We start from the raw sequence: 17,777 nt of genomic DNA, 5'->3' as shown, positions 1-17,777 counted from the left end.
CGCCCTCCACGGTAGCCGCCGTCGCGGCGGCAGATGCACCGGGCCCCGCCCACCTTGCTGGTGGACGGGGCCCGGTCGGACGAAGCTCGGTCAGCCGAGGTGCGTCCGGCGCTGACGTGCCGCGGCGATCGTCAGACCGCCGAGCAGAAGCAGCGAGGTGGCGCCGAGAATGGCGGCGTTGAGGTCCGCGCCCGTCTCCGGCAGCGTGCCGGTGGTCGGCTTGGCCACCGGCGTGACGACCGGGGCCTTGCCGGGACCCGGCTGGGGGGCCCCGCCGTCGGTCGGTGGCACGACGACGCCGGACTCGGTGACCTCGAGGCCCAGGACGACGGACTGCTCGCTCTCGGGCGTGGCACCGAAGACGAGCTCGAAGAAGACCACGTCACCCACCGCGTAGCTCGCGAGGTCGGGCACGGTGATCGTCACCGTGGCGCGGCCGGTCTCGTCCGTCCCGGGGGTGATCGTGTTGTCGACCGTGAACTGCCCGGCCTCCTCGCCGTCCACGAACAGCCTGACGAGCTCGGGCTTGGGCTCGCTGGTCGTGAACGAGAGCGAGGACAGGTCGATGACGATCTCCTCGCCGCCGACGTACTCGATCGTCGGGTCCGTGACGAACGTCAGGCCGACCGAGCGCTGCGTGTAGTCCGGCGCGAGCTCGGGGTTCGCGTCGAGGAAGTCCACCAGGCCCTGGAGGTCGACGATGCCGGTCTCGGTGAAGTTGGTGCCCTCGCTGAAGACCGTGAAGCCGTCCTGCCCGCCGAGCAGGAACGTGTTCGAGGCGACGGTGTAGGTGGCCTCGAGGTCGATCGGCTCGCCGCCGACGAGGACGTCGCTGATGTGCGAGCCCTGCGGGGCGGTCGGGTCATAGGTGTAGTCGACGTCGGCCGACAGGCCGAGACGCAGGACGGGCCGGCTGCTCGCGGGCTGGAACTGCTGCTCGAGCATGGTCACGACCTGCTCGCCGGTGAGGTCGATCGTGCCGATCGTGTTGCCGAAGGGCTGCACGGCGAAGGCCTCGGCGTACGTCACCACGCCGTTGCCGTCCGGGTCGAGGTCGGCGCGGATGCCGCCGGGGTTGATGATGCCGAAGTCCGGGGTGAGGCCGACGGACTCCGCCGTCCACTTGGCGACCTCGCCCAGGAGGTTCCCGAGCGGGGACTCGACGCCACGGTTGGAACCGTCGGAGACGGCGGTGTTGGTGCCCCGGTTGAAGGGCGCGGTGACGCTGCCGACCTGCTCCTGCCCGAGCACCTTCGCCTGAGCGATCGCGTCGTCGACAATCTTCTGGACGTCGGCGTCCCGGGCGCCGTCGGCGGGGACCGCGACGTTGGTGCCGGTGGCGGACACCGCACCGTCGGACGAGACCGTCAGCGTGATGCGCCCGAGGTGCGAGCCCGAGGCCCCCGCCTGGACGACCGGCGCGCCTGAGGGCGTCTGAGCGGTCAGCGTCTCGTGCGTGTGGCCGGTGAACGCGGCGTCGACGTCGGCGCTGAGCGCCCCGGCGACGAGGCCGGTGCCCTCGTGGACGAGCGCCACGACGACGTCCGCCTCGCCGTTGTCGGGGTTGTTGTCGGACAGCTGGGCGGCGATCGCGTTGGTGCGGGCGACCGGGTCCGCGAAGGTCAGGCCCACGATGCCGTCGGCGGAAACGATGCGCGGCGTCTCCTCGGTGACGGATCCGACGAATGCGACCTCGATGCCGTTGACCGTCACGAACCGGACGTTCGCCAGCTCAGGGTTCTCTCCGTCCACGTTTGCGCCGAGGTACGTCCAGTCCGCCCGGGCGTCCACGCGGCCCGCGAGGTCGGCGTACCCCTGGTCGAACTCGTGGTTCCCGACGGCGGACGCCTCGAGGCCCATGGCGTCGAGAACGTCGATGGTGGGCGCATCCTGCTGGATCGCGGACTCGTAGGTGGAGCCGCCGATGTTGTCGCCGGCCGAGACGAAGACCGCGTCGGGGTTCTCGACGCGAATCGTGTTGATCATCCCCGCGAGGACGGGCGCCTGCTTCAGCGCACCGTGGAAGTCGGTGATCCCGAGGAGGTCGATCGTCACCCCGTCCGGCCCGACGGTTGCCGGGGCGACTGCCTCGTCGGCGACCTCGTCGGCCTCCGCCGGAGCCGGGGCTGCCGGGGCCTCGGTCTCGACCGGGGCGGCCGGAGCCTCCTCGGCGGGCACGTCGGAGGCCTCCCCAGGAGCTTCCTCCGCCGGCACCTCGTCGGCCGGCACCCCGGCCACGGGAGCGTCGGCCGTGGCGTCGTCCGCGACGTCGTCGGTCGCCGGCGCCGGATCGACCGCGGCGGGCGCGGTCGACTCGGCCGGCGCGGTCGTGGTGGTGGAGTCCGTGGGCTCGGTGACGTCGGCGGAGGCCGGGACGGTCAGCCCGAGTGCCGACAACGAAAGAACGCCCAGCGCAGCGGCTGGACGGGCGATTCTGGATGCGCGGCGTCGCGCTCGGTCGTGAGACATCGATTCCTCTTGCTTCGGAGGGGTGCCTAGGGAGGGGCGTGGCAGCCGAAGCCTAGCGGCGAGATCCGTCCAGAATCCGCGAAATCGCACTGAACACTCCGGTTGTTCACCGACCGTTCTCCTGGGCAGCCGCTGCCAGCTCGTCCCACCAGGTCCGGCGGCGTCACGGCGGGCTGCACCACGGCGGACCGGCCGGCATCACACGGCGGCCGCACGACGGAGAACGGCCCGGCCGGCGTCACCGTCGGCCGGGCCGTCAGCCCTGGATCAATGGGCTCTCCGCGAGAAGACCGTGAGGCCGCCCGGTCAGCCGGCTGCGCCCACCGGGACCAGCTCGGTCACGCGGTCCGTCCCGGGCGGCGCCAGGTCAGGGTTCGCCCCGAGGTAGGCGATGAGGGCGTCGAGGTCGACGCCCGCACCGATCCTCGAGCTCACCGGGACTTCCCTGAACACGGTGAAGCTGTCCCCGCCGTCGGCGAGGAAGTTGTTCACCGTCACCATGTAGGTGGCGTTCATGTCGATCGGGACGCCGTTCAGCTCCAGGTTGCTCACCGAGATGCTGCCCGGGGTGCAGACGCGGCCGTTGAGCTCGCGGGTGACGTCGTAGGTGAAGCCTTCCGACACCCCGAGGTGGAGGTACCGCGGCTGGCACTGCTGGAGCAGGACGCGGCGGATCTGGTCGCCGGTCATGGGAATGGTGCTGAGCAGGTTCCCGAAGGGCTGCATGGTGAACGCCTCGCGGTAGGTGACGACGCCGTCGCCCTCGCCGCGCGCGGACGACGCGTAGAGAAGGTCCGCCCGGATGCCGCCCGGGTTCATCAGCGCGATCTGGGCGCCGTTCGCCTCCGTGGCCGCCAGCTGCGCGTCGGCGATCATGTTCCCGGCGTCGGACTCGGCCCCGCGGTTGTCGGACCCGCCGGCCTCGTACTGCCGGGTGATGTCGGCCGTGATGGTGCCGACCTTCCGGTCACCGACCACGTCCGCGAGCGCACTCCACTTCTGCAGGATCGCGGTCTGCTCGGGGGCCCTGGGCACGTCCTGGGTGACGACGTGGTTCACCGCCGTGACGGCGTCGCGCCGGACGTCCTTGGTCGTCCGGTCGATGGTCAGGTTGATCTCCGAGATGATCCGGCCGAACGAGAATGCGCTGGTGACGCGCCGCGGCTCCCCGGCCGGGTCGTCGATCACACAGTTGTACGGCTGGTGCGTGTGGCCGGTGATGACGGCGTCGATGGCGGGATCCAGCTTCTCCGCGATCTCGACGACCGGCCCGGAGATGCCGACGCACTGGTCGTAGGTGCCGGTCTGCGCGCCGCCCTCGTGCAGGAGCACGACCATCGCCTCGACGCCCTGGGCCTTGAGCTCGGGCACGAGGGCGTTCGCGGTCTCGACCTCGTCGTCGAACCGCCAGCCCTCGATGCCGGACTGGGCGACGAGGGCAGCGGTGCCCTCGAGCGTCATGCCGATGAAGGCGACCTTGGCTCCCTGGAACTTCTTGATCTCGTACGGCGGCAGCGGGGTCTCGTCCTCGGCGTTCTTCACGTTCGCGGCGAGCCACCGGAAGTCGGCTCCGGGGTACGGCGCGTCCTCGAAGTAGCACCCGTCGGTGTGGCAGCCCCCGTTCTGCATCCGGAGCAGCTCGCTGACCCCTTCGTCGAACTCGTGGTTGCCGACGCTGGCGACATCGAGGTCCATGGCGTTGAGCGACTCCACCGAGGGCTCGTCGTGGAACAGCCCGGAGAGGAACGGGCTGCCGCCGATGAGGTCGCCCGCCGCGACGGTGACGCTGTTGAGGTGGCCCTCGCGGAGCCGCTCGAGGTGGGTGGCGAGGAACTCGCTGCCGCCGGCCTTGACGGTTCCCACGGTCCCGGGCAGGTCCGCCTCGAGATGTCCGTGGTAGTCGTTGACGGCCAGGAGCTGGACCTCGACGTCGCCCGGACGAGGGTCGCTCGCCGGTGACGCCACGGCCGCGGACGCGGCCCCCAGGGCGAGACCGGCCAGCACGGCACCCGTGACGGCGGCGGTTCGCCTGATGGATCGCGCTCGGATTCCTGTTGACATGACACTCCTTCGGGTCAGTCCGGTTCGGTACGGCGAACCTAGCGCCAGGCGAGGACGGCGTCTGCCCCTTGCACCTGGCCGGTCCCGCCCGCCGTTTCGTTCGCCCCCACGGGCTGCTAGACCTGTGCGGTGAGCTCACCCGCGGCCGTGCCCTCCCCCGACGTCGAGAGAGCCCGCTGGCGCGCCTTCGCCGTCTGCATGGGGGCGGGGTTCATGACGTTGCTGGACGTCTCCATCGTCAACGTCGCGCTGCCGTCGATCGAGGCTTCCCTCGGAGCCGGGCCGAGCGAGCTGCAGTGGATCGTGGCTGGCTACACGCTCGCGTTCGGTCTCGCCCTCGTCCCGGCCGGCCGGCTGGGCGACGTGCTCGGCCGCCGCGGCGCGTTCGTGGCGGGTCTGGTCGGGTTCGTCGTCTTCTCGGCCGCCTGCGGCCTGGCGAAGTCGGCGGAGATGCTGGCCGTCATGCGCCTGCTGCAGGGGCTCAGCGCCGGGGTTCTCAACCCGCAGGTGATCGGCCTGATCCAGCACCTCTTCCACGGCCACGAACGAGGGCGTGCCTTCGGCTTCTACGGCGCCGCGATCGGGATCTCCACGGCCACCGGTCCCCTGCTCGGCGGGGCGCTGATCGCACTCTTCGGGGCGACCGAGGGCTGGCGGTCCGTCTTCCTGGTCAACGTCCCCATCGGCGCGGTCCTCGTCCCGCTCGCGCTGCGGTACCTGCCGCGTGCGGACGGGCGGCGTGCCGGCGGACGGCGTGCGGGCGGGCGGCGTGCCGGCGGGCTGGGGATCGACGTCGTCGGCCTCGCACTCATCGCCGCGAGCGTGGTCTGCGTGATGCTGCCCTTCATCGTGGCCGCCGAGGGACCGGACCGGACGCCGTGGTGGCTGGTGCCCGTCGGGCTGGCGGTGGTGGGGCTCCTCGTCGTCTGGGAACGGTGGACCGAGCGTGCCGGACGGTCGCCGGTGGTGCCGTCCTCGCTGGTGCGCACGCCGTCGTTCAGCTTCGGCGCCGTCGTCGGCACCGCCTACTTCGCCGGGTTCACCGGCATCTTCCTGGTCAGCACCCTCTACCTGCAGACCGGGCTGGGGCTCACGGCGCTGCAGGCCGGCCTGGTGCAGACGCCGTTCGCGCTGCTGGGCGCCGTCTCCGCGGCGCGCAGCGGCCACCTGGTGCAGCGGTTCGGCCGGTGGACGGTGGTGGCCGGGATCGTGGTGATGGCCGCCGGGATCGTCGGCGTCGACGTCGTCGTCGGGTCGACCGACGGGACCCGGGCGGCCGTCATGATGTCCGCCTGGCTGGCGCTCGCCGGGCTGGGCAACGGCGTGGTGATCTCCCCGAACCAGACGCTCACGCTCGCCGAGGTCCCGGTGGCGCAGGGCGGCACCGCGGGCGGCCTGCTGCAGACCACGCAGCGCATCGGGGCGTCGGTCGGCGTCGCGGTCATCGCCTCCGTCTTCTTCACCACGCGCGGCCGCAGCCCCGGCGGCCTCGCGGGCGGCTACGGGCCGGCGCTCAGCGTCGGGCTGCGCGTCACGCTCGGTCTCCTGGCCGTCGCGTTCGTCGTGGCGCTCGTCGACGCGCTGCGACGGCGCCACGAGCCCGTCAGCCCAGCAGGTCCTCCACCCGCCTGACCTTCTCCGTGAGCTGACCGGTGTAGCCCGGCCGGATGTCCGCCTTGACCACCAGGCTCACCCGCGGGCTCGTGGCCGCGACGGCCTCGGTGGCGCGCCTGATGACGTCCATGCACTCGTCCCACTCGCCCTCGAGCGTCGTGAACATGGCCGTGGTCTCGTTCGGGAGCCCCGACTCGCGCACGATGCGCACCGCCTCGGCGACGGCGGCGCTCACCGAGCCGTCCGGGGTGTCGGCGGTCGTGGGGGCGACGGAGAAGGCGAAGAGCATGGGGCCAGCCTAGGACGGCTGCCGGCGCGCACCGTCGACACTCGCGTCCGCACTCCCGGCGGACCGTGCCGGCGGCCAGCGGGAGCAGTCCCCCGACTAGGCGAGCGCGTCGAGGGCGGAGCGCGCCGCCGCCACCAGGGCGGCATCGGTGGTGGCGTAGGCGTCGTGGCCTCCGCCGGGTCCCGCGGGCCCGGCGTCCGTGGCCTCGGCGCGCGCCGAGAGGTGGATCGCGTCGACCCCGGCCCCGGCGAGTGCGGGGACGTGCTCGGGCCGGACGCCGCCGCCGGCGGTGATCTCGATCCTGCCCTCGGCTGCCTCGGCGAGGGCGGTGAGCACGGCCAGGCCCTCGAGCGCGCGGGGCGCCCCGCCGGACGTGAGCATCCGGCTCACGCCGAGGCCGGCGAGCTCGTCGACCAGCGCGGCGGGGTCGCGCCGGAAGATCCCGAGCAGGACGTCGACGCACCGGTGCACCGCCACCGGGTGTCCCTCCGCGGCGCGGACGAGGGCCTTCATCGCGTGCCGGTCCAGCGCGTCGCCGTCCGCCGTCAGCGCGCCGACGACGACGCCGGCGGCCCCGGCGTCGAGGAGCGCCTCGACGTCGCGGACCATGACCGAGATCTCGGTCGCGGTGCACGCGAACCCGCCCTCACGGGGCCTGACGAGGACGTGCACCTCCGGCCCGACGAGTGCCGCCAGCTGCGTCGCGCCGGAGCTCGGGGTCAGCCCGCCCAGTGCGAGCGCCTGGCACAGCTCGACCCGGTCCGCTCCTCCGGTCTGCGCGGCGCGCACGCCCTCGACGTCCTGCACCGTGATCTCGAGTCTCATCCCGCTCATCGTCGCGCACAGGGTCGCTGACGCACGCACCGGCGCGCCCGTCACCGGGCTCGGAGGCGGCGGCCAGCCGAGAACGGGCGGCAGAAGAAGGGGCGGCGCGGGTCGCCCCGCGCCGCCCCCTCGACCGCTCTGCGCCGGCAGTGCCGGCCGGTCAGTGCAGCGGGTCCTCGGTCAGTCCCTGATGCCGGAGACCGCGTCGAGGGCGTTCACGATGCCCTCGCCGTAGAACCCGTTGTCCTCCGCGGTCCCGACGCACAGCGCCACGCCCGCGGGGCAGGCGGTGTCGTCGGCCTGCGCCTCGAGCAGGGCGATGAGCTGCGCCGGGGTCGCTTCCGGGTGCGTCGACTTCAGCAGGGCGAGCACCCCGGCCACGTGCGGGGACGCCATCGAGGTGCCGCTCGCGGTGGCGTAGCCGCCGCCGGGCCAGGTGGAGAGGATGCGCGCACCCGGGGCGGAGACGTCGACGACGCCGGCGCCGAAGTTCGAGAAGCTGGCCTTGTTGCCGTCCTGGCCGAGGGCCGAGACGGTCACCACGCCGTCGAGCTCGGTCGGCATGTCCTTGCAGGTGCTGTTGATCTGACGCTGGACGGCGGGGCCGTCGTTCGGGCTCGAGGCGTTGGTGGTCTTGTTCGCGAGGTCGTACCGGGAGTTGCCGGCCGCCGCCGCGTGGACGACGCCCCGCTCGGTGGCGTAGTCCACCGCGCGGCGGACGGCCTCCATGGCGGGGGCCTGGAGCGGCTGGTCGCCGCACCAGAACTCGAACGGGTCCACGTAGTAGCTGTTGTTGGTCACGTCCATGCCGTGGTCGGCGGCCCAGACGAATCCGCAGACGGCGTACTCCGGGTAGATGTAGCCGTCGTCGTTGACCACCTTGACGGAGGCCATGCGCACGTTGGGAGCCACACCGACGACGCCCGAGCCGTCGCGCGCGGCGGCGATCGTCCCGGCCACATGGGTCCCGTGGCCGCTGTTGCTCACGCCCCACGCCTCGGGCGAGGTGTCCGGCTGCCCGGCGGCGGTGCAGCCCACTGAGCTGTTGGCGTCGACGGTCGGGGCCAGGTCGGGGTGGGCGGCGTCGATACCGGAGTCCAGCACGCCGACGAGCACGCCGTCGCTGCCCTCGCTGACCTCGTGCGCCTCGTAGGCGTGGATCATGTCGAGGTTCCACAGGTTGCCCTCGCGGGCCTCCGTCGCCCCCTCGGCGCTGGTGACGTCGCCGACGGCGAACCCGCGCAGCTGGGCCTGGCGCTTGTAGGGGGCGGCGCCACGGTCTCCGGGCGTCGCGTCCTGCGAGGCACCCGGGGTCCCCTCGGACACCTCGGCGGTGCGGGTCGGGCCGGCCGACTCGATCGGGGAGCCTGCACCGGTGGGCAGCTCGGCGAGGAAGTCGGCGCTGGTGGAGTGGGCGATCACGACCCCGATCTGGGGCCAGGACTGCACGACCACGCCGCCGGCCTGCTCGACGGCACGCTCGGCGAGCCGGGTCTGGCCCGGGTTCGCCACCTTGAGGTTGACGGCGTAGCTCATGAGTCGGCCGTCGGAGAGGTCGATCGGGACGTAGGTCGACGTCGGCTCGTCCGCGGCCGGCGCCGCCTGGGCGAGGGCCACGGTGGAGGCGAGCAGGGCGGCCGAGGCCGCCAGCGTCACGCCCGCACGGGACGGTAAGGAAAGGCGCATGAATTCCCCCTCGAACTCGGCCGGGACGTTCTTGTCCCGGTCCGTCCGGGACTCTAGCGCCCACGACCCACACCCGCGCACCAGGTGGCGCCCAGGTGCTCGCCCGGTCGCCGTACGCGTCCTCAGGTCCTGCTGAGACGGCAGCGCCCGGCCGGCACCGAGAGCGGTTGCCGCCCGGGGGCGTCGCGCACACACTCGGGGGATCCGGAAGTCACCAGGAGACGACGTGGAGGGCCGATCACCATGAGCACCCCTGACCAGGACGAGGCGATGGGCATGGCCGACGAGCCGGAGCAGCCGGGAGGCACCGGCGGGAGCACCGCGGACCGCACCGAGCAGGCCGGCGCCCCGAACCCGGAGACCGGCGTCGGGCTGGGCGCCGGCGAGCCGAACACCTTCGAGCCCGAGGAGAACCCCGAGGCGTGAGGGGTCAGCTCACGCCCCGCCGACCGGTCGGACCGCCTCTGCGCTGACGGGTCGGACCCCGCCGCGCGGAGGGGTCAGACCACGCCCTGCTCGAGCATCGCGTCGGCGACCTTGCGGAAGCCGGCGATGTTGGCGCCCAGCACGTAGTCGCCGGGGCGGCCGTACTCCTCCGCCGTCGTGGCGCACTTGAAGTGGATGCGCTCCATGATGCCCTCGAGCTTGCTGGTCACCTCGGAGAAGGTCAGCGGCTCCCGGGAGGCGTTCTGCGCCATCTCCAGCGCGGAGGTCGCCACGCCGCCGGCGTTCGCGGCCTTGCCGGGCCCGAAGAGCACGTGCGAGGACTGGAAGATCTCGACGGCGTCCGGCGTGCTGGGCATGTTCGCCCCCTCGGCGACGACAGCGACCCCGTTCTTCACGAGGGCCTCCGCGCCGTGGTGGTCGAGCTCGTTCTGGGTGGCGCACGGGAGCGCGACGGTGCACGGCACGTCCCACACGCGCCCGCCCTGCACCAGGCGGGAGCCGGGGCGGCGCTCGACGTAGTCGGACACGCGGCCGCGCTCGACCTCCTTGACCTGCTTGAGCAGCTCGAGGTCGATGCCCGCCTCGTCGACGACGTAGCCGGAGGAGTCGGAGACGGTCACCACGGTGGCGCCGAGCTCCTGCGCCTTCTCGACGGCGTAGATGGCCACGTTGCCGCTGCCGGAGACGACGACCCGCTGGCCCTCCATCGCCTGCCCGGCCGTCTGCAGCATGCGGTCGGCGAAGATCACGACGCCGTACCCGGTGGCCTCGGTGCGGCCGCGGGAGCCGCCCCACGGCACGCCCTTGCCGGTGAGGACGCCCATCTCGGCCCGGTTGGTCAGGCGCTTGTACTGGCCGTAGAGGTAGCCGATCTCGCGCCCGCCGACGCCGATGTCCCCGGCGGGGACGTCGGTGTGCTCGCCGATGTGGCGGTGCAGCTCGCTCATGAACGCCTGGCAGAACCGCATGATCTCGCCGTCGCTGCGGCCGTGCGGGTCGAAGTCGGAGCCGCCCTTGCCGCCGCCGATGCCGCGGCCGGTGAGGGAGTTCTTGAAGATCTGCTCGAAGCCGAGGAACTTGATGATCCCCAGGTTCACGCTCGGGTGGAAGCGCAGGCCGCCCTTGTACGGGCCGAGCGCGGAGTTGAACTGCACCCGGAAGCCGCGGTTGACCTGGACGCTGCCGGAGTCGTCGACCCAGGGAACCCGGAACATGATCTGGCGCTCGGGCTCCACGATCCGGCTGATGATGGCGTGCTCGCGGTACTCGGGGTGCTTCTCGATCACGGGGTCGAGGGACTCGAAGACCTCGCGGACGGCCTGGTGGAACTCCGGCTCGCCGTGGTTGCGGCGGATGACCCGGTCGTAGACATCCTGAAGCTCAGGCAGCATGGTGATCTCTCTCGTGAGTGCCCGGCGGTCAGCCGAAGTAGGCGGGCAGGGTGGCGGACGAGGCCTGCCGGAGCTCGTCCACGGGCAGGGTGAAGGCGCCGGCGACGGCGAGCGCGGCCGAGCCGGTGGTGCCGAGCAGCGCGGCGGGCACGCCGTGGTCGGCGGCGAGCTGCTCCAGGCGGGCCGCGTCCGCGGGGGCGACGGCGACGATCGCCCGCGCCCCGGACTCGGCGAACAGCAGGGTGGCGAGGTCGACGCCGTCACGCTCGGCGACCCCGGTCAGGTCCAGGTCGGCGCCGACGCCGAAGCGGGTGACGGCGTCGACGAGGGCCTGGGCCAGCCCCCCGGTGGACAGGTCGTGCGCGGCGCGGGCGGTCCCGTCCGCGGCCGCGAGGAGCACCTCGGCCAGCGCACGCTCGGCGTCGAGGTCCACCCGCGGCGGCAGGCCGCCGAGGTGGTGGTGCACGACGTCGGCCCAGGCCGAGCCGTCCAGCTCGAGCGCTGTCGTGCCGAGGAGGTAGACGGCGAGGCCCTCCTCGGTCCAGCCCGACGGCGTGGCGCGGGCGACGTCGTCGAGGACGCCGAGCACGCCCACCACGGGGGTGGGGTTGATGGAGGAGTCGATCCGGCCGGGCTCGCCCGTGCCGTTGTACAGCGAGACGTTGCCGCCGGTGACGGGCACGCCGAGCTCCCGGCAGGCGTCGGCCAGACCGGTGACGGCCTCGACGAGCTGCCACATCGAGTCGGGGTCCTCGGGCGAGCCGAAGTTGAGGCAGTCGGTCACCGCGAGGGGACGGGCGCCGACGGTGGCGACGTTGCGGTACGCCTCCGCGAGCGCCTGCCTCGCACCGGTGCGCGGGTCGAGCTTGGTGAAGCGGCCGTTGGCGTCGGTGGACAGCGCGACCCCGAGGCCGGTGGTCTCGTCGACGCGGACCACGCCGGCGTCGTCGGGCTGCGCCAGCGCGGTGTTGCCCTGGACGTAGCGGTCGTACTGGTCCGTGACCCACGACTTGGACGCGAGGTTCGGGGAGGCGACCAGCTGCAGGACCTGCTCGCGCAGGGTCTCGCCGTCGGCGGGGCGGGGCAGGTGCCGGGCGGAGGCGGCGTCGTCGTTGAGCTCGTCCTGCCACGCGGGGCGGGCGTACGGGCGGTCGTAGACCGGGCCCTCGTGGGCGACGGTGCGCGGGTCGACGTCGACGATGCGGTGGCCGTGGTGGTCGATCGTGAGCCGGCCGGTGCCGGTGACCTCGCCGATGACGGCCGTCTCGACGTCCCACTTCGCGGTGATCTCGAGGAACCGGTCGAGCTTGTCGGGAGCGACGACGGCCATCATCCGCTCCTGCGACTCGCTCATGAGGATCTCGCCGGCGGTCAGGGTCGGGTCGCGCAGCAGCACCTTCTCGAGGTCGACGTGCATGCCGCCGTCGCCGTTGGAGGCCAGCTCCGAGGTGGCGCAGGAGATCCCGGCGGCCCCCAGGTCCTGGATGCCCTCGACGACGTCGGCCGCGTACAGCTCGAGGCAGCACTCGATGAGGACCTTCTCCATGAAGGGGTCGCCCACCTGCACGCTGGGGCGCTTGCTCGGCATCCCGCCCTCGAAGGTCTCCGAGGCGAGGATGGAGGCGCCCCCGATGCCGTCGCCGCCGGTGCGGGCACCGAAGAGCACCACCTTGTTGCCGGCGCCGGAGGCGTTGGCGAGGTGGATGTCCTCGTGGCGCAGCACACCGAGGCACAGCGCGTTGACAAGCGGGTTGCCCTGGTAGGAGGGGTCGAACTCGGTCTCGCCGCCGATGTTGGGCAGGCCGAGGCAGTTGCCGTAGCCGCCGACGCCGGCGACGACGCCGTGCACCACGCGGGCCGTGTCCGGGTGGTCGACGGCGCCGAAGCGGAGCTGGTCCATGACCGCCACCGGGCGGGCGCCCATGGAGATGATGTCGCGGACGATGCCGCCGACGCCGGTGGCCGCGCCCTGGTACGGCTCGACGTAGCTCGGGTGGTTGTGGGACTCGACCTTGAAGGTCACGGCCCAGCCCTGACCGATGTCGACGACGCCGGCGTTCTCGCCGATGCCGACGAGCAGGTGCTCGCGCATGGCGTCGGTGGTCTTCTCGCCGAACTGGCGCAGATGGGTCTTGGAGGACTTGTACGAGCAGTGCTCGGACCACATCACCGAGTACATCGCGAGCTCGGCCGCGGTCGGGCGCCGCCCGAGGAGGTCGACGATGCGCCGGTACTCGTCGGGCTTGAGCCCGAGCTCACGGAACGGCAGCGCGACGTCCGGCGTCGATGCGGCGTGCTCGACGGTGTCCGGCAGGTGCTCGGCCACGTCAGTCATGTCTCCTCCGCGTTCTCGTCCCACTTCCTGCCCGCACAGGCTACCTACGTCGCGAACACGGTCCCTCCGGCGTCCAGACGGAGAACGCTCCGCACCGGCAGGCTCGGGGCGGGCCGCGGGCGCGCGACGTCGTCCGTCGGCCCGAGCAAGAAGCCTTGTGCCGGCCAACCGTGTTTGAACCTTATTGCTGGGCACAGGACCGCTTGCTCGGCGGGGGCGGGCCGGCGCGGGGGCAGGGCGCGGCGCACCGGCAGGCCCGCCCGGCGCCCGCCCGCGCGGCCGTGGGAAGCGCGCGTGCCGGCGCGAAATGTGACCAACGTATCCCGCACGATCCACGCCGGTTGTCGGGTTACGTTGGGCGGGTGCTGCCCGAGATCACCGCGCCGGTGGACCTGTGCCTGCCGTCCGGTGCGCTCAACCCCGCGGCGGTGGGCTGGTCGCGGCGGCCGCTGCACCGGGCGAACCTCCGGGTGCGTGCCGACCAGCGCGGCATGCTCGGGGACCCGCTGGGGCGGGCGACGATGTGGAGCCGCACGAAACGGTGGGAGTACTGGTGCGTCATCACGCCCAGCCACGTCGTCAGCGTGAACGTCTCCTCCCTCAACTACGCGGGCGTGCACCAGGTCTGGGTGCTCGACCGCGCCACGGGCGAGGAGGTCGACTGCTGGGCCACCGCGCCGCTCGGGCGGGACGTGCGCATGCCCAGCTCCTGCGGCGGGGGCCCGGTCCGCGCCCGGGCGGGACGGGTCGCGATCGCGCTCGACCCGGTCGACGGGGACGGCCAGCGCCCGGGTGCCCGGCTCCGGGGCGTGACCCCGCGGGTGCGGTTCGACCTGACCGTCGAGGCCCCGCCCGGCCACGAGTGCCTCGCCGTCGTGGTGCCGTGGAACGAGCGCCAGTTCCAGTACACGGTCAAGGACGTGGCCCTGCCGGTCTCCGGCACGCTGTGGGTCGACGACGTCGAGATCGCCGTCGACGCCGAGGCGCCGTCCTGGGCGGTGCAGGACTTCGGGCGCGGGCGCTGGCCCTACTCGGTGACGTGGAACTGGGGCACGGGCTCCGGCGTCGTCGACGGCGTCGTCACGGGCCTCCAGCTCGGCGGCAAGTGGACCGACGGGACCGGCGCGACCGAGAACGCCCTCACCCTCGACGGGCGGGTGCACTACCTGGGCGAGGACCTCTCGTGGGCGTACGACGTCAGCGACCGGACGGCCCCGTGGTTCGTCACCGGCCCGCGCGTGCAGGTGCGGCTCCAGCCCTTCCACGAGCGCGTCTCCAGCATGCGCCTGGGCGTGATCTCCTCCCAGACGCACCAGTGCTTCGGGACGTGGTCGGGCTGGGTGGTGGACGACGGCGGCACCCGCCGGGCCGTCGACGGCCTGGTCGGCTTCGCCGAGGACGTCGTGAACCGCTGGTGACGGACGTCGCCCGCCTGTGACGGCATCTTCCGCCGCTGACCCCGCGGTTCGGCTTTCGCCGCGTGGCCGGGCGGAGTTTGATCGGGGCATGAGGACGGTCGACATCGTTCCGAACCCGCTCTCGAGGCTCGCCGCGGCCCTGGACGAGGTCTCCGCCCGGCGCCTGGAGGCGGGCGCCGGGCGTATTCGCCGGGTCCTGGGCGAGCGCACGGTGTGGAACGTCTCCGCCACGGACACCGGAGGGGTCGGCGAGCTGCTCCACGCGATCCTTCCCTACGCCGCCGGCGCCAGGGTCCGTGTCGGCTGGTTCACGCTCGACGGCGACGCCGACTTCTTCGCCCTCGCCACCCGGCTGGGTCACGCGCTGCACGGACGGGCCCGCCACGGCGACGGGATCGGGCCCGACGAGCGCGGCGCCTACGAGCGGTGCCTGGCCGCGAACCTCGCCGAGGTGGCGGACCAGCTGAGCCCGGGCGACGTCGTCGTCCTGCACGACCCGGCGACCGCGGGCCTGGCCCCCGAGCTGCGGCGCCACGGGGTGCACGTGGTGTGGCGCTGCCACGTGGGCGCGGACGTGCCCGGGGAGATCTCGGAGCGGGCGTGGGCGTTCGTCGAGCCCTACCTCGACCAGGCCGAACGGGTGGTGCTGACGCGCGCGGTGTACCGGCCCGGGTTCCTGGCGCCGGACGGTGTCCGCGTCATCTCACCCTCCATCGACCCGCTCTCACCGAAGAACCGCGACCTCGACCGCCAGCAGGTCGAGGAGCTCCTCCGCAGCCGGGGCATCCACGGGGACGACGGGCCGGCCGGCGCCGAGGCGGAGGACGTCATGCTCGCCGGCGGGCCCGTGCCCGCCTCGGCCCGCGTGGTCCTCCAGCTCTCCCGCTGGGACCGGCTCAAGGACATGAACGGGCTGCTCGTGGCCTTCGACGAGGCGTTCGAGGAGCTGCCCGAGGACGTCCACCTCCTGCTGGCCGGGGCCGAGGTCGACGAGCGCGACGCCGAGGGCGCGGAGGTCCTGAGCGACTGCCTGGAGATCTGGCGCGGGCTGGGCGAGGACGTACGGAGGCGGACCCACCTCGCCTGCCTGCCCACGACCCGCCCCGGCGACGCGCTGCTGGTCAACGCCGTCCAGCGCCGGGCCACGGTGGTGGTGCAGAAGAGCCTGGCGGAGGGGTTCGGGCTCAGCGTCGCCGAGGCGCTGTGGAAGGGGCGTCCGGTGGTCGCCACGGCGGTCGGTGGCATCCAGGACCAGATCACCCACGAGGAGAACGGGCTGCTCGTGCCGGATCCGACCGACCTCGACGGGCTGATGCGGCACGTCTCGCGGCTCCTCGCGGAGCCGGCCTACGCGGAGCAGCTGGGCGCCGAGGCCCACGACCGGGTGCGCCGCGAGGGCCTGTCCGACCGGCACCTCCTGGACTGGGGCGACCTGCTGGCCGACCTGATCGACTGACGCTCAGGCCGCGGGCGCCGCGCCGACGCTCAGGCCGCGGGCACCTCGACGGAGGCTCCGGCCGCGCGCGGCGCCCGCTCCGCACGCCTGGCCCGCTCGTTGAGGGCGAGGACCGCGAGGAACGGCACGACGCAGCCGACGACCATGGAGAGCACCATGCCCACCGTGTCGGTGGCCACGAAGGGGGCGACGACGGCCGGCAGGTAGGCGGTGGCCTCGGCCCCGGTGGCGCCCACCACGAGGCCGCCGAGGGCGGACGAGCCGAGCGCGACGGCGAAGACCTTCCGGTCCGCGAAGATGAACGGGTAGGAGGCCTCCACGAACGTGCCGAAGCCGAAGTTGACAGCGGCCCCGGACGCCGCGAGCGCCCGCTCCCCGGAGGTCCGGGGGCGCACGACGTTGGCGAGGGTGATCCCCAGGCTGACCATCACCAGGGACACCATGTCGACGGCGCCGAAGAAGCTGTGCCCCTTCTCGCCCATCTCCAGGAGCACGAGCGGCAGGATCGCCGCGTGGTACACCCCGCCCATGATGGCCGGCCACATCACCAGCCCGGCCACCGCGCCGGCGAGCAGCGGGTTGAAGGCCACGAGCGCCTCGATCCCGCCCTTGACGCCCTCGCCGACGGCGTTGGTCACCGGGGCGAGCAGCAGGAACACCACCAGCCCGCCGACCAGCCCGGAGACGCCGCCGGCCACGATGTTCGCCGTCGTGACGGGGAAGCGGTGCGCGAGCGTCCAGCGCAGCAGGTACGCCACGACGACACCGGCCAGGATGCCGCCGACGAGCCCGCCGACGATGCCGCCCTCCGTGGACAGCACGCCGGCGACGGCGCCCGCGACCAGCCCGACCTCGCCGAGCCCGGACACCCGCCGGGCCGCCACGGCGGCCACGACGACCGGCAGGCCCGCGATGAGCGCGTCGAAGACGGGTCCCAGGGCCTCCAGGCCGGGGATCTTGCCGATGGCGAGCAGGAGCGCGAGCGCGATGAAGGCGGGCAGGGAGCCGACCATGATGCCGCGCAGCGAGATGCGCCGCCAGGGCGAGCCCCCGCCGTCGGAGGTCTCGGCCGTCCCGAGCACGGGGCGGTAGCGCACGCCCCAGTGACGGGCGAGGCCGGCCACGTAGGAGACCGCTCGCGTGGTGCTGGTGGACCCGGTGGTCCCGGAGGCGGCGACGAGCCGCAGCCCGAGCGCCTGCGCGGCGGCGATGGAGGTGCCGCCGGTGCCGGCAGCGGGGAGGCTGGCCTCGACCGCGGCGCGCGTGACGGCGGCGTTGACGCCCTCGGGATCGGCGCTGACGAGCACCAGCGCGTCGAGGCCGCCACCGGCGACGGTCCGGGCGAGCTCGGCGTCCAGGGCGCGGGCCGCCTCGTTCACCTCGGCGAGGGTTCCCGTGGCCGTGACCGCGACGGTGCCGTCCTGCAGCGTGTAGAGGCGGGCCGGGGTGTCCTGCCCGGCGCCGTCCATCGACGTGCCGACCGCGACCAGCTGGACCGCCGTCACCTCCATGCCGGCCGCGGCCGCCTGGCGCCGCACCTGCTCGACGAGCGCCACCGGGTCGTCGCCGCCGTGGCTGTACAGGTTGCCCCCCGAGGAACCGACGACGGCGATCCGTCGGGTGGTCGTGGGCGCGGCGGCGGGGCGGGGAGGCATGCGGGCTCCAGCGGGCGGAGGGGCGTGGACCCGCGAAGGGTAGACGCCCGGCCGGAGTGCGTGCCGTCCGGGCCCACCGTGGGCGTGAGCGGGACCACTCGCAGCACAACCCCCCGCCGCGTGGGGAGCCC

Annotated in this window: 12 protein-coding genes; 4 read left to right on the top strand and 8 right to left on the bottom strand. The window is 73.3% G+C overall.

Annotated features, from left to right (window positions below; all coding sequences use genetic code 11):
• Positions 1-90: 90 nt before the first annotated feature.
• A complete protein-coding gene (locus ABD774_RS01615; RefSeq protein WP_345036877.1) occupies positions 91-2,397 on the bottom strand; it encodes a bifunctional metallophosphatase/5'-nucleotidase in 2,307 nt (768 codons plus the stop codon).
• A gap of 378 nt (positions 2,398-2,775) precedes the next feature.
• Positions 2,776-4,530, bottom strand: coding sequence for a bifunctional metallophosphatase/5'-nucleotidase (locus ABD774_RS01610; RefSeq protein ID WP_345036874.1), 1,755 nt, complete (start codon positions 4,528-4,530; stop codon positions 2,776-2,778).
• A 129-nt stretch (positions 4,531-4,659) separates the two neighbouring features.
• Between ABD774_RS01610 and ABD774_RS01605 the strand changes: the two genes are divergently transcribed.
• Positions 4,660-6,162 (top strand): MFS transporter, encoded by a 1,503-nt coding sequence (locus ABD774_RS01605; RefSeq protein WP_345036872.1) that lies wholly within the window; start codon positions 4,660-4,662, stop codon positions 6,160-6,162.
• Here ABD774_RS01605 and ABD774_RS01600 read toward each other — a convergent pair.
• From ABD774_RS01600 to ABD774_RS01590, 3 genes are all read right to left on the bottom strand, one after another.
• Positions 6,134-6,433, bottom strand: coding sequence for a thiamine-binding protein (locus tag ABD774_RS01600; RefSeq protein WP_345036870.1), 300 nt, complete (start codon positions 6,431-6,433; stop codon positions 6,134-6,136). The two genes, ABD774_RS01605 and ABD774_RS01600, sit on opposite strands and share 29 nt — an antisense overlap.
• A gap of 96 nt (positions 6,434-6,529) precedes the next feature.
• Entirely contained in the window at positions 6,530-7,267 is a 738-nt protein-coding gene (locus ABD774_RS01595) for a copper homeostasis protein CutC (protein WP_486327245.1), read from the bottom strand.
• Between the two features lie 171 nt (positions 7,268-7,438).
• Positions 7,439-8,914 carry a S8 family peptidase gene (locus tag ABD774_RS01590; protein ID WP_345036865.1) on the bottom strand — a complete coding sequence of 492 codons (1,476 nt, stop codon included), beginning with the start codon at positions 8,912-8,914 and terminating at the stop codon, positions 7,439-7,441.
• A gap of 273 nt (positions 8,915-9,187) precedes the next feature.
• Between ABD774_RS01590 and ABD774_RS01585 the strand changes: the two genes are divergently transcribed.
• Positions 9,188-9,370, top strand: a complete 183-nt coding sequence (locus ABD774_RS01585) for a hypothetical protein (RefSeq protein ID WP_345036863.1) — start codon at positions 9,188-9,190, stop codon at positions 9,368-9,370.
• A gap of 74 nt (positions 9,371-9,444) precedes the next feature.
• Here ABD774_RS01585 and gdhA read toward each other — a convergent pair whose 3' ends face one another.
• On the bottom strand, positions 9,445-10,782 hold the full coding sequence (gdhA, locus tag ABD774_RS01580) for an NADP-specific glutamate dehydrogenase (RefSeq protein ID WP_345036861.1): 1,338 nt from the start codon (positions 10,780-10,782) through the stop codon (positions 9,445-9,447).
• A gap of 28 nt (positions 10,783-10,810) precedes the next feature.
• Positions 10,811-13,117, bottom strand: coding sequence for a phosphoribosylformylglycinamidine synthase subunit PurL (gene purL, locus ABD774_RS01575; protein ID WP_345036858.1), 2,307 nt, complete (start codon positions 13,115-13,117; stop codon positions 10,811-10,813).
• Between the two features lie 362 nt (positions 13,118-13,479).
• Between purL and ABD774_RS01570 the strand changes: the two genes are divergently transcribed.
• Positions 13,480-14,535 (top strand): DUF2804 domain-containing protein, encoded by a 1,056-nt coding sequence (locus ABD774_RS01570; RefSeq protein WP_345036856.1) that lies wholly within the window; start codon positions 13,480-13,482, stop codon positions 14,533-14,535.
• An 88-nt stretch (positions 14,536-14,623) separates the two neighbouring features.
• Positions 14,624-15,991 carry a glycosyltransferase gene (locus tag ABD774_RS01565; protein ID WP_345036853.1) on the top strand — a complete coding sequence of 456 codons (1,368 nt, stop codon included), beginning with the start codon at positions 14,624-14,626 and terminating at the stop codon, positions 15,989-15,991.
• Positions 15,992-16,020: 29 nt separating this feature from the next.
• Here ABD774_RS01565 and ABD774_RS01560 read toward each other — a convergent pair whose 3' ends face one another.
• A complete protein-coding gene (locus ABD774_RS01560; protein WP_345036851.1) occupies positions 16,021-17,646 on the bottom strand; it encodes a hypothetical protein in 1,626 nt (541 codons plus the stop codon).
• Positions 17,647-17,777 lie beyond the last annotated feature (131 nt).

The sequence above is a fragment of the Georgenia daeguensis genome (assembly GCF_039537705.1).
GTDB classification, from domain to species: domain Bacteria; phylum Actinomycetota; class Actinomycetes; order Actinomycetales; family Actinomycetaceae; genus Georgenia; species Georgenia daeguensis.
Note: the sequence above shows the minus strand (reverse complement) of the source record. Positions and strands in the feature narration are given on the sequence as shown.

What these genes read in the sequence shown, in the direction of transcription:
- ABD774_RS01610 (WP_345036874.1), bottom strand. Translation starts at nt 4,530, where the DNA reads ATGTCAACAGGAATCCGAGCGCGATCCATCAGGCGAACCGCCGCCGTC.
- ABD774_RS01600 (WP_345036870.1), bottom strand. Translation starts at nt 6,433, where the DNA reads ATGCTCTTCGCCTTCTCCGTCGCCCCCACGACCGCCGACACCCCGGAC.
- ABD774_RS01595 (WP_486327245.1), bottom strand. Translation starts at nt 7,267, where the DNA reads ATGAGCGGGATGAGACTCGAGATCACGGTGCAGGACGTCGAGGGCGTG.
- ABD774_RS01585 (WP_345036863.1), top strand. Translation starts at nt 9,188, where the DNA reads ATGAGCACCCCTGACCAGGACGAGGCGATGGGCATGGCCGACGAGCCG.
- gdhA (WP_345036861.1), bottom strand. Translation starts at nt 10,782, where the DNA reads ATGCTGCCTGAGCTTCAGGATGTCTACGACCGGGTCATCCGCCGCAAC.
- purL (WP_345036858.1), bottom strand. Translation starts at nt 13,117, where the DNA reads ATGACTGACGTGGCCGAGCACCTGCCGGACACCGTCGAGCACGCCGCA.
- ABD774_RS01565 (WP_345036853.1), top strand. Translation starts at nt 14,624, where the DNA reads ATGAGGACGGTCGACATCGTTCCGAACCCGCTCTCGAGGCTCGCCGCG.
- ABD774_RS01560 (WP_345036851.1), bottom strand. Translation starts at nt 17,646, where the DNA reads ATGCCTCCCCGCCCCGCCGCCGCGCCCACGACCACCCGACGGATCGCC.